Genomic DNA, 11910 nt, shown 5'->3' on the forward strand with positions numbered 1-11910 from the left:
GGTCACGCGCTGGCTGACGGAGCGTCCGACCGGTACGACAACGGCTGGCAGGTCCACCGCGGCGACGACCCGGCCGCGGCCCCGGTGCTCTACCGGGGTGCCCGGGTTCTCCTCGACGACCAGGGCGGCATCCACCCGGCCTCCGAGGAGAGGATGTGAGCGCCTGCAGCGTGGACACCGACTCGGTGTCCGTCGTGCGGCGGATACGGGTAGCCGCCGAGCTCACCCGTGCCCACCGGACCGCGGGTCAGATCGCCGACGAATTGGGTGTGTCCACCAGGGCTGTTGTCCGCTACCGGGCGATGGCGCGCGCTCAGGGCCTGCTCCCCGACCAGGAGGGCTCGCTGCCTCGCCGGTGAGGCGGTGCGCATGCGTGCGGCTTCTGAACGTCAGGACAGGGGGAACAAGCGTTGGACATCCGACCGCGGCAGCTCCTGCTGGAGCTCTGGAAGGCAGCCGCCAGGTACTCGTTTCCCGACGAGGAATGGAATTTCGGTGGCCGTGACACTTCGAATTCGACCAGTGATGCCGAGCAGCTGCTCTGTATCATGTATCCCGCCTACCAGATGGCCGGTATGGGTTTCGTCCGACCGGACGAGACGGCCGGCGACGTCGCCGAGGCCCTTTCGGAGCTCGGCGATCCCCGCCGGATCCCGCAGGTTCTGGTGCGGACTCTCCTGGCGTACATGGAGCGGTACTCCGACGAGGGCGGAAACCCAACCTTCGCCGGCGGCTCCTATTTCCGGGCCCAGCGCGAGGGCGACGAGCTGAAGCCGGACCAGCTCGGCCTGGACGTCGTCGACTCGTTCTCGATGTCCATCACGCTTTCGCTCGCCGTCCTCGGCTTCGTCAAGGAGTTCCGGCCCACGGTGCGGCGCGATGCCCTGCGCAAGGAGCTCAGCGAACTTGAGGCCGCCGCCTCGCGCCGGCTGTCGGCCGCGATGGTCGGCATCCTCCGCAGCTTCACGGTGCGCTCGTTCTCCGCGGATTCCGAGGACGGCCAGGCGTTGCGCACTCTGGTCAGCGGCGGCGGGCGCTCCACCGAGAGCGTGCTCAGCGGGCTGAGAGAGGCCCTCGCCCCGGCCCGCGCCTCGCTGCCCGAGCTGACGATGGGTGTCGAGACCCCGTCCCCGGAGGTCGTGGAGGACGACACCCTCCTCTTCGAATGTGGTTGGTCCTGGGGGGTCATCAAGGACGCGCCGCCCGTCGAGGCCGGCGCGGCCGCGGCCGTCGTGCAGCGTGACGGACTCGCCGAGGCGAAGGTGTCGCTCTATTTCACCCTCGCCGCGCTGGACGGAATCGTCGACCTTTTCTCCGACCGCACCAACCGGCTGAGTCTCATCGCCCCCGAGCAGCAGGGCCTCGTGAGCGCGTTGCGACTCCGGCTGAACCTGGCCCAGCGCTACTGGTCGACCATCGCCCGTTTCGGCCGTAACCGCTGGGCGGTTGAAGAGGTGCCCTGGCGGGGCCGGCGCCCCGAGAACGAGGGCACCGAGACGGACTACGACAGCCTGCTGGCCACCGCCATCACCGTCGAGGCACTGGCCGCGGAGCAGAGCGCCCGAGACGTCGACATCGACCGGGTGACGAGAATTCTGGAGGAGCTGGCGGGCCGCGCGCGTGTCACCAGACGGGCCCTGCCAGGGGAGGCCGAGATCACTCTGCACAGTCCCGGCGTCCGTCTCGAACTGGTCGGCGCCGAGGTGCTGGGGCCGCCCGTCGTCTGGCAGGTCGCCGACTTCTCGACGACGCTGCTCAAGAGGGTCGCGCGCACGGCGTCCATCACCCGTGACAGCGCCCTGCGGGACAGGCTGGTGACGCTGGCCGACGAGATCTGGTCACGACACCTGCAGCCCCGCCAGATCGCCGCCGGCGAGAACGCGAACCTGTGGGATGACATCGACAACGTGTTCAGGGCGGTCAAGGAGCCCAGGCCGCAGCCGGACGAAGACCTCGAGCCCTCCTGGTACTTCACCGAGCGGGTGATGGAGTCGCTGGTCGCCGTGGCGGCGATCTCCGACATCCGGCCCTACAGCAGAAGGCTGGCCGACCAGGCCCTGGACCTGCTCGCCGAGGCCGACCACCTGCATGCGAGCGAGCTGCTGCGTTCGTCGCCGACCACCGCGACGCCCACACGTTCCCGGCTGGACGGGATCGAGGCGAACCTGCGCCGAGCCCGTGAGCTGCGCGAGCGCCAGCCCGCCACCGCGGTGGCGCTGCTGCAGAAGGCGCTGCGCGACCTCGACGCGCTGGCCCTGGCCCGGCAGGCCTGAGCGGCCGGCGACCGATGATTATTTTCGCGACCTCGGACAAGGGCGGCACCGGCCGCTCCGTGACGAGCTGCAACGTCGCCTACCGTCGCGCGCTGCAGGGCAGCAACGTGTGCTACCTCGACTTCGACTTCGGCTCGCCCACCGCTGGGGCCATCTTCGGCGTCGAGGCGGCCGGCCAGGGAACGTCCAGCGGTTCCGGGCTGCACAGCTATCTCGCCGGCAACGTGGCGGAGGCCGAGCAGCTCGACGTCTGGACCGGTTCAGGTCTCGGCGGCAGATGGTCCAAGCCGCTCGGGGCGGGCCGGCTCACCCTGCTGCCCGGTGACTTCGGCGGCGGTGAGTTCCCGGTGGACGACGCGATGGTCGATCGCTGTTGTGAGCTGTTCCTGAGCCTCGACGAGGAGTTCGAGCTGACCCTCGTCGACCTGAGCTCCGGAAGGTCGTATGCGACGGAGCTGGTGCTGCGCGCGACGGCTGATCCGGCGATCGCGGAGAAGACCGCACGCTGGCTGGTGTTCCACCGTTGGACGAGCCAGCACATCCGCGCCGCGTCGAGTCTGGTACACGGGCCGCAGGGCATTCTCGACACCGGCACGGGCTGCGGGCACGAGCGCCGGGAGCTGGAGGACGGCATTCGCTTCGTCCGCACGGCGGTGCTCGAGCAGGGCTCGGCCCAGCTCGAGGGCCTTCGCCCGGAACAGGAGGTCTGGCTGCAGGCGATCAACACCGACCTGCAGAAGCTGGCGGGAAAGCTTCGGCTGGGCACCAGCATGATGCTGGGATCCATTCCCCTCGACCCTGTTCTGCAATGGCGTGAGCAGATCATCGTCGAGGACGACATCTCGAACACCCGCATCGCCAACGCGGAGACCGGAAAGGCATTCGAGCAGCTTGCCGAGCGACTGACCGACGACGGTATGTGGGAAGGGCTCTGAGCCGGTGGAATCGTTGTCCGTCGAAGGTGCGACGGCCACGGCCCGCGTGATGTTCCGGGAGACGAGTGCCGTCGAGCGGACGGTCGAGGTGCCGTTGTCCCATGTTTCGGTGGAGCTCGGCCACTTCTACCCCGAGGACTTCCGCGATCAGGGTGAGACGCTGCGCCGTCAGTTTCGTCGGATCGCTCCCTGGGTCGACCGTTCGCGGGTTGCCGCCCTGGCCGGCATCGAACGGGGAAATCCGCGGGTGGCGACCTGTCTGCTCGTGGACGACTATTCCGAGCGGGAGACGATGCCGCCGCCGGGCACGGTGGTACCGGAACTGCTCGCCGCCGCGGCTGACAGCGGCCTGAGGATCGACTACATAGCAAGGGAGTCCGCCTGCGCGGAGGACGGCGCGGTTCCGCTCGCACCGCTGGTCGAAAAGCTGCTCGTGCCCGATCCACCCGACGGGACGAACGGCTCGCGCCCACCTGTGCATGAAAGCGGCTGGCTCTGCAACGGATCGAGGTCCCCGGCGACCATCGGCGCGGCGATGGGCCCGGCGCGGGCGTGGAAGCCGCCGGCCGAGAATGCCTCACGACGGCATTCGGTATTTCTCGACGTCGAGCTTCGCGGCGCGCGGGACCCGGCGGAGACCAGATGGTCGTGTGCATTTCTGGCGGCGGTCTGGCAGCTGCTGCGGCTTGGTCTGGTACGGGCACGCGGGGAGAACGTGGTTACCCCGGTGCCGGTCGATCCCGCGGATCTCCCCGACCGGTGGTCTGATTTCCCCGCGATCGGCCAGATGCGGGGCGGGGCGCCGCCTTTCTGCGCCTACCGCACCTTCTCCGCACTGGACACGACCTATCTTCCGGTCGAGCACGCGGTGCGGGTCATCCTCGGCCAGGTCGGTGTGGATCCGACCGTGTTGCAGTTCTCGGCCCGGCGGGCCGAGAAAGAGGGCATCGTGCTGCCGGCCGAGCCCACCGGCCGCATCTCCTACCTTTTTCTGGGGCCCTGATGCCGGCGCCGGTGCCGGCCCGGGCCCGGGCGCGCGGAACACCACCCGCCACGCTGGCGGACGTGGACGTGCTCGTCGGTGAGGTGCGGACGACCCTCCTCCAGAACTCCCACCAGGTCAGTGCGGAGACGGCGGCCAGACTGCTCGATCTGGACCCCGGGAGCAGGGTCCGCAGCGCGACCAGGCCGTTCGCGCACGCGGTGTCGCCGGACGAGCGGACTGGTGTGCACTGCCCGCTTGTCACCAGCACGGGTACGGCCGCGAACGGGGTGGGCACGGTCCTGGCCCGGGTATCCGTGACCGGAGGTGTGATCCTCCAGGCGTCGGCGCGGACGCGGCTCGTCCGCGCGGTCGGGGAGCGGCGGCTGCCGTGGTCGCACTACCTGGCCCGCCCGGGAGTGATCGAGGTCGACGGGCGCAGCAGCGGCGACGACCTCGCCGACGGCTTCCTCCAGGAGCCGACCCGAACCTCCGCCGCCGACCCCGCCCGGGGCCCCCTCGACCTCGGCGCGGTGGGGAACCGACTGCTCACCCGGGTGCAACGGATGCCGCACATCGACCGGGTGACCCTGTTACGGGCCCGCCGGACGAGACTTCGGTTCGCGGTCACCTGGCAGCCTCCTGATCCTTCTGACCCTCCGGGATCGGAGGAGCCGGCAGCGCCGGACATCGAGTTCGTCGTCCACGACGAGTCGCTGCGGACACTGCGGCTGCGCCTCCCACCGCAGGTTCGCGACCTGACCGATGCGGTGGTCGTCTGCGAGGATCTCGCGCTGCACGACTGGCTACTGTCAACCGTGGGGTCCCTGGTGGACAACAGCCGGATAGGCGTGGATCCGGCGGCGGACGTGGTCGCCCGCATCCGGCCGGCGATCGACCACCTGCTGCACCTGTGGATGCCGGGAGCGAAGGTGGCGGAGAACCTGGCTGGAATATGGGCCGCGCTCGAACGGCGCCCCGGCTTCTCGAAGCAGTGGGCCAGCCTGCGCGGACAGATCCAGAACCAGTTGATGATGGCCATACTCGAAAGCCAGTCGGTGGTCTCGGCGCGGAGTTCCAACGCATTCAATGACGGTTTCGAGGAGGTCTCGCACGGGGCCTAGCGGTGCACCGAACGGGGGAAGACATGTTTACGACCGGTACTCTCAGGATCATGAGAGAGGGCGCGGTGGCCTTCGCCACCGGTGGCGTGACCTTTCTCGCCAGCACATTACTGGACGGTGACTGGACCTGGACGACCATGCTCTCCGCCTTCATCGCGGGCGTGAGTCTCATCGTGCAGCACCAGGTTGCCTTGGAAAAGGTCTTCGAGGACGGTATGCATGCGCAGGCCGACAAGCTCGTCGAGATCAGCAGGGATGTCGATCGCAAGCTTGACGAGACCAGGCAGGAGGTCGCCCGGGAGCTCGAGACGATGAACCACGGTGCCCGGCTGCTGGAACAGCTGGAGAGCTCGGCCGTGGAGACGGCGGTGGAGGGAGCGCGGCCGGTCAGCGGACTGGTCGACCGGTTGGCCAGGTTCAGCCCGCCGAACCCCATACTCGGGCGGCTCGTCGCTGATGAGATCCGTGGGCTGCACGAGCTGCTGCGCGGCCTGGAAGGAGAGTCGGTCACCTTTCCTGGTGAGGACCGTGACTGGCTTCTCGCGCTCACCCGATCCGCTCGCGGCAGCATTTTGGCGACCAGCACGACGAATGTCGACGGCGGGCGCAGGAATTTCAGCGATGGTTTTTGGAACAGTGAGCTCGGCCGGGCCTACCTGATGGCGCAGCGGGAGGCGGTGAACCGCGGCGTCAAGGTGCACAGGGTCTTCATCCTGAACACCGAGAGAATTCTGCGTAACGGCGACTTCCTCAAGATCCGTGAGGAGCAGGAGAAAGCCGGAATAAAGGTGCACAGCGTGGTCGTCCCGGGTGGCGGCCACACCGGGAGCGGGGTGACCGGCTGGCGCAAGACCTTCCGCGACTTCATCCTCTTCGACGAAAGTGTCAGCTACGAGGTCGAAGCCGGCGCGCTGCAGGGTGCCAGCATCACCAGCACCAAACTGTGGTTCGACCGGACTCGGATCGGTGACCGGAAGGCCTTGTTCGACGAGATCTGGCAGGAGGCCGCCGCGGCCGAGGCGGCGGGAGGCACGGCCGGAACCGGCCCGGGATGAACGGGCCGGGCCTGGTGTGGGCTGAGCGGGCTGGGCCCGGCCTCGCGGCGGGCTGGGCCCGGCCTCGCGCCGACCGCGGCTGACTGAGGCCGACCGCGGCAGCTTCCGCTCGGGGCTTCGAACCGCTGCTCGGAGCCGCGAGCCGCGAGCCGCGAGCCGCGAGCCGCGAGCCGCGAGCCGCGGGCTGTGGGGTGTGGGCTGTGGGCTGTGGGCTGGCCTGATTGTGCCCGGTACCTCGCACCCCGCGTTCCGCGGACCTCGCCGAGAGAATCACGTCAGCCAGGATCGGTAGTCGGGTGGATGCGGCCGCTTCTGAGCAAGAGCTGAGGATTTTGGTTGTCGGAACGACCGAGATCCTCAACTCTTGCCCGGCGGCAGTCACAGCCTGAAGATCGGATTCTGCTCGACGCTCTGGAACGACCGAGATCCTCAACTCTTCGGTCGTGAGCTTCGGTCCTCCGCCCGACGGGTGGCTCAGGGTCAGGGCGCCTGGCGCGGCAGCGGCAGGAAACGGTGCATCACGTAGAGGTCGACCTCGCCATGCCAGGGATGGCGGAAGGCCGCTGGCAGGGTGCCGACCATGCGGAAGGACAGCGAGCGCCACAGGGCGACCAGCTGGGTGTTGGCCGCGACGACCGCGTTCACCTGCATCGCCCGATAGTCGAGGTTGACCGCATAGTCGATCATCCCTTCGCCGGCGGCGCGCCCGACCGCCCGCGCGGCGGCTGCCCGCGCGGCTGCCGGGCCGTAGCCGCCGGGGCCGAATGCCCCGCCGCCGAGGTTCACCAGGGTCGGATCGATCAGTAACTGAGCCAGCACCACGTGGCTGCCGAGATCCGGCTGGGCGGGAACGAGCAGCGCGGTGGCGACCACTCGCGTCGAGGCGGGGCCGTCGTCGACCTCCATCACCAGAACCTGTGCGGGCTCGGGCAACATCCACAGCCGGCGTGCGCTGGCCTCGTCGGTTCCGGGATCCCAGGTGCACGTCTCACCTTCGGCGACAACGGCGTGCCAGACCGGCCAGATCGCCGGCCAGTCGTCATCCGTTGCCCGACGTGTCCGCACATGCCGATCCTGCCTGCCAACGCCCGGATACGTGGGCTCAGTGTTGCGTCATGGGCGCCTGTTGGATGGGGAATCTCGTGTACCCGGCCACACCTGGAAGCCGGCCTCGGTGCTGGCGGGGGTGCCGGACCTCGGCGCTCCGGTGAGATTCACCATCTCGTGGCCGACCGCGCGGCGCACACTGCCGGGCCGAACCCGAGGCCGAACCCGAGGCCGGGCGCGACGCCGGAGGCGAGGTCGTTCGGCCCGGCGCGGGCTCAGCCCCAGCCGAGCTCGTGCAGGCGGGCGTCGTCGATGCCGAAATGGTGCGCGATCTCGTGGACGACCGTGATCCGGACCTCGCGTACGACCTCGTCCTCAGAGTCGCTCATGGCGCAGATCGGCATCCGATAGATGGTGATCCGGTCTGGGAGAACGCCGCTGTACCAGTCACCGCGCTCGGTCAGTGGCACGCCCTCGTACCGGCCGAGCAGGCCCGGACCCTCCGGGGACTCGTCCTCGACGAGGACGGCCACGTTGCGCATCTGCCGTCCCAGCTCGGGGGGCAGGCTGTCGAGTGCGGCGACGACCAGGGCCTCGAACCGTTCGGGACTGACGGTGACCATGGGGCCATCCTGCTGCCCGCCGCCGATTCTGGCCGCCCCTGCCGGCTCGGTGTCGCCCGCTGGACAGGGCCGGGTGCCACTGCCGGGGTTGCCTCGACTGATCCCGCTGGTTATTCTCAACTTCAGAAAATCTCGTTTCGAGAATAACTGGCGGGCCTCCTGGCTGGCCGGTCAGGAGCAAGGGTGGTGAACCATGTCTGCGGGCGACCACATGCCGGCACGTTCGACTCGGGGTGGCGACTACGACCCCCGAACCTACGATCCGCGGGCCTTTGACCCCGTGGCGGTCACGGTGGATGTGGTTGCCCTGACTTTGCGTGACGGTCGGCTTCATGTGCTGCTCGTGCGCCGCGGGGAAGCGCCCTTCGCTGGCCGGTGGGCCCTGCCGGGAGGGTTCGTCCGGCCGCGCCCCGGCGTGGAAGGGCCTGCGGGCGAGGAGGACCTGCCCGAAGCGGCCGCCCGTGAGCTGGCCGAGGAGACCGGGCTGGCCGCCGCCGACCCGCTCGCCGCCGCCGACCCGCTGTCGCCGCTGTCGCCGCTGTCAGCGCAGTCCCCGCGGCGGGTGCACCTCGAGCAGCTCGGCACGTATGGCACTCCTGGGCGTGACCCGCGTATGCGGGTCATCTCCGTGGCCTATCTCGCCTTCGCGCCGGACCTGCCGGACCCGACCGCCGGTGGTGACGCGGCCGCCGCGGCCTGGGCGCCGTTGTCGACAGTGTCGGGCGGCCTTTCGTTCGACCCCTCGGGGCGTGCCGATCCGGGGTTCGACGCCGTCTGCCTTGATGACCTGGCGTTCGACCACGGGCGCATCCTGGCCGACGGGATCGAGCGAGCCCGCTCGAAGATCGAGTACACGCCGTTGGCGACAGCGTTCGTGGGGGAGCAGTTCACGATCTCCGAGCTGCGTGAGGTCTACACGATCGTGTGGGGGCGAGCTCCGCACGCGGCCAACTTCCATCGCAAGCTTCTGTCGGTGCCCGGGTTCCTGGAGGACACCGGGACCACGACGGAACGCGGGGGCAACCGAGGCGGCCGCCGGGCTCGGCTGTACCGGGCCGGTCCCGCGACGCTCCTGTATCCGGCGCTGCTGCGGCCGTCCGGTGCGGAGCCGGGAGAGTCCGTCCTCGACGCCGTTACAGGGGGCGGCGTCGAGGACGGTGCCCGGGATGGTGCGCGATGACACCCGAGCCGGGTCCGTCCGGGCTCGACGGGGCGTTGGGCCTGCTGCTCGACGTCCCGCCGGAACCCGGTTGGCCTGATCTCGTCGGGGTGTTCGGGCCTGCACCGGGCATCACCGGATACCGGAGGCTGGCTCGCCTCGTGCACCCGGACCGGGTGCCGGCGGCGAGGTCCGGGGCCGCGACCGCCGCGTTCGTCCGGCTTGGTGACCTGTGGCTTCGCTACCAGAGTCTGCAGCCGTCGCAGGTGACCGGCCGCGGGGCGGCTGGCCGTGCGGCCTCCGCGGCCTCCGCCGACCCGACCACCGATTCCGCGGACGTCGAACCGGGGGACGTCGAACCGGGGGACATCGAGGAGACGGTCATCCGGACGGGGCGTCACCTCCACACGATTCGGGTCGTCCCGCGGCGGACCGCGGTGGCCAAGGCCGCCGGGGCGGCCGGTGGGCGGCCGGATGGTGGGGTCATCGAGGGTGATGTGGCTCTGTTGTACCCGGCCGAATGCCGGGAGACGGCGAGCGGGACGAGGCGCACGGGGTTACTCAAGGTTCCGCGGTCCGCTGCGGACAACGACCTCATGGAGCGTGAGGCCGCCGCTCTCACCCGGCTCGCCCGAGCCGGGGACCGGCGGTTCGCCGCCTACGCGCCGCGCCTGGTCGAGTCGTTCCTGCACACTCCGGCGACCGGCGGCGGGCAGTGTTCCGCGCCACGGCGCCGGGTCAACGTCCTGGAGCGACTCGACGGGTTCCAACCGCTCACCCGGGTCCACGCGGCCTACCCCCAGGGGGTCGACCCGCGGGACGCGGCCTGGATGTGGCGTCGGCTGCTGGTGGCTCTCGGCTACGCCCACCGCGCCGGGGTGCTGCACGGCGCGGTCGTGCCCGACCACGTGCTCATCCATCCCGAGAAGCACGGGCTGGTGCTCGTCGACTGGTGCTACAGCGTCATCCGGGAACCCGACACCGCCCCGGCAGTCGGCCCGGCCGCAGGCTCGGTGGCCGGTTCGGCGGCGGGCCCGGACAACGGCCCGGCCGCCGGCACGGCGGATGCCGCGGCGCGGGTGCCGGCCGTCGTGCCGCGTTTCGCGCCGATGTACCCGCCGGAGGTGGCGGCGCGGCGCCGACCGGACGAGGCCACCGACATCTACCTCGCCACCCGCTGCATGACGTACCTGATCGGCCCGGGCCTGCCCGCGCGGCTGCGCGCCTTCGCCCGCGGCTGCACCCTGCCGGCCGTGGCGCGCCGTCCGCATGACGCCTGGCGGCTGCTCACCGAGCTGGACGACGTGCTGGAGCGGCTGTACGGCCCGCGGCGTTTCCGGCCGTTCCACCTGCCCGCCGCGGACGGATGACGTCCCGGACCGGCCACGACCACCGACCACCGGCCACCGGCCGCGACCACCGACCACCGGCCGCGACCACCGGCCGCGACCACCGGCCGCGACCACCGGCCACGGGCCACGCAGACCGACCACGACCACCAGACCTGCAGAAGAACCACTCGTTCGAAATCCGGAGGCGGAGAGAAATGGGCAGCGGATCCTGGTCGACCAACGTGTACGAGGCGGCAGCGGGCTACCGGGCCCGCAGCGGGGCGAGCGCGTTCCAGTACAGCGACTCGCTGCGGGCGAACAGGCCCCGCCAGTCCTGGAAGGCGCACCCCGACCTGGACCCCTGGCGGGTCGGGCTGCGGGAGAGCCGGGACAATGACGAGCACCCCGAGAGCCTGGCGATCTCCGTCCTGTTCGATGTGACCGGGTCGATGGGCCAGGTGCCGCGCACCCTGCAGACCCGGCTGCCCGAGCTGTTCGGGCTGCTGCTGCGCAAGGGATACGTCCAGCACCCGCAGATCCTCTTCGGCGGCATCGGTGACGCGAGCTGTGACCGGGTCCCGCTGCAGATCGGCCAGTTCGAGTCGGACAACCGCATGGACGACCAGCTCGGCGCCATGCTGCTGGAAGGCGGGGGCGGCGGGCAGATGCACGAGTCGTACGAGCTGGCGCTGTACTTCATGGCCCGGCACACCGCGACGGACTGTTTCGACCGGCGCGGCCGGCGTGGGTACCTGTTCATCGTCGGTGACGAGCTGCCCTACGGCCGGGTGTCGCCGAGCCAGGTCGCCAAGGTAATCGGTGACCAGCTGACGGAGCGCCTGTCGGTCGAGCGGATCCTCGCCGAGGTGGAGCGCCGCTACCACGTCTACTTCATCATTCCCGCCGGGACATCCCACGCGGGTGACAGCGAGGTGCTCGGAACCTGGCGGGCGCTGCTCGGTGAGCGGGTGCTGGAGCTCGACGATCTCGACGCGGTCTGCGAGACGATCGCCGTGACGATCGGCCTGGGTGAGGCGGCGATCGACCTGGACGAGGGGCTCGACGACCTGCGGGACGTCGGTTCGGCCGCGGCGGTGCCGAGTGTCGGCCGCGCGTTGGAGCGGTACTCGCGTGAGGTGGCCGTCCGCGGTTCGCGGTCCGTGGTCGTCCGCGGCTCGGGTGCGCTCGACCGGCGGATCGCCGGTGCCGGTAGCCGCGGCATCGCGCGCCTTTAGAGGCCGGGGAACGAGCCGTGAACCGCCTCGCGGGTCGTGATCGCGATGATGATCGCGATCACGTCATCGTCATCGATCTGGGCTTCGGCGATGCTGGGAAGGGACGGTGGTCGACTGGCTGTGCGCCGCCCGGGCCGGCGCGGCCG

At 70.3% G+C, this 11910-nt stretch carries 11 protein-coding genes; 9 read left to right on the forward strand and 2 right to left on the reverse strand.

Features of this window, described 5'->3' with window-relative positions; translation table 11 throughout:
- The first annotated feature begins 155 nt into the window (after positions 1–155).
- From FREUN1FDRAFT_RS35200 to FREUN1FDRAFT_RS35225, 6 genes are read left to right on the forward strand one after another with little or no spacing between them, the layout of a single operon-like run.
- Entirely contained in the window at positions 156–359 is a 204-nt protein-coding gene (locus FREUN1FDRAFT_RS35200) for an HTH domain-containing protein (RefSeq protein ID WP_006545160.1), read from the forward strand.
- A 51-nt stretch (positions 360–410) separates the two neighbouring features.
- Entirely contained in the window at positions 411–2273 is a 1863-nt protein-coding gene (locus FREUN1FDRAFT_RS35205; protein WP_006545161.1) for an SCO2524 family protein, read from the forward strand.
- 14 nt (positions 2274–2287) lie between these two features.
- On the forward strand, positions 2288–3208 hold the full coding sequence (locus FREUN1FDRAFT_RS35210; RefSeq protein ID WP_006545162.1) for an SCO2523 family variant P-loop protein: 921 nt from the start codon (positions 2288–2290) through the stop codon (positions 3206–3208).
- Between the two features lie 4 nt (positions 3209–3212).
- Positions 3213–4211 (forward strand): SCO2522 family protein, encoded by a 999-nt coding sequence (locus FREUN1FDRAFT_RS35215; RefSeq protein ID WP_006545163.1) that lies wholly within the window; start codon positions 3213–3215, stop codon positions 4209–4211.
- Positions 4211–5314: an SCO2521 family protein gene (locus tag FREUN1FDRAFT_RS35220; protein ID WP_006545164.1), complete on the forward strand. Its 1104-nt coding sequence runs from the start codon at positions 4211–4213 to the stop codon at positions 5312–5314. Before FREUN1FDRAFT_RS35215 ends, FREUN1FDRAFT_RS35220 begins: the two co-directional genes overlap by 1 nt.
- 50 nt (positions 5315–5364) lie before the next feature.
- Positions 5365–6369: a hypothetical protein gene (locus FREUN1FDRAFT_RS35225; protein WP_232295566.1), complete on the forward strand. Its 1005-nt coding sequence runs from the start codon at positions 5365–5367 to the stop codon at positions 6367–6369.
- A gap of 480 nt (positions 6370–6849) precedes the next feature.
- On the opposite strand, the gene FREUN1FDRAFT_RS35230 is transcribed toward FREUN1FDRAFT_RS35225, so the two are convergent.
- Complete coding sequence (locus FREUN1FDRAFT_RS35230) at positions 6850–7434, reverse strand: GNAT family N-acetyltransferase (RefSeq protein WP_006545166.1); 585 nt, start codon at positions 7432–7434, stop codon at positions 6850–6852.
- Between the two features lie 257 nt (positions 7435–7691).
- On the reverse strand, positions 7692–8039 hold the full coding sequence (locus FREUN1FDRAFT_RS35235) for a metallopeptidase family protein (protein ID WP_006545167.1): 348 nt from the start codon (positions 8037–8039) through the stop codon (positions 7692–7694).
- 193 nt (positions 8040–8232) lie between these two features.
- On the opposite strand from FREUN1FDRAFT_RS35235, the gene FREUN1FDRAFT_RS35240 reads away from it, so the two are divergent.
- The 3 genes from FREUN1FDRAFT_RS35240 (at position 8233) to FREUN1FDRAFT_RS35250 (ending at position 11764) form a co-directional block, all read left to right on the forward strand.
- Positions 8233–9219, forward strand: coding sequence for an NUDIX domain-containing protein (locus tag FREUN1FDRAFT_RS35240; RefSeq protein ID WP_006545168.1), 987 nt, complete (start codon positions 8233–8235; stop codon positions 9217–9219).
- Positions 9216–10568, forward strand: a complete 1353-nt coding sequence (locus FREUN1FDRAFT_RS35245; protein WP_006545169.1) for a hypothetical protein — start codon at positions 9216–9218, stop codon at positions 10566–10568. The genes FREUN1FDRAFT_RS35240 and FREUN1FDRAFT_RS35245 overlap by 4 nt, the downstream gene beginning before the upstream one ends.
- 176 nt (positions 10569–10744) lie before the next feature.
- On the forward strand, positions 10745–11764 hold the full coding sequence (locus FREUN1FDRAFT_RS35250; RefSeq protein ID WP_006545170.1) for a hypothetical protein: 1020 nt from the start codon (positions 10745–10747) through the stop codon (positions 11762–11764).
- The last annotated feature ends 146 nt before the right edge of the window (positions 11765–11910 follow it).

This window comes from Parafrankia sp. EUN1f (assembly GCF_000177675.1).
Classification (GTDB): domain Bacteria; phylum Actinomycetota; class Actinomycetes; order Frankiales; family Frankiaceae; genus Parafrankia.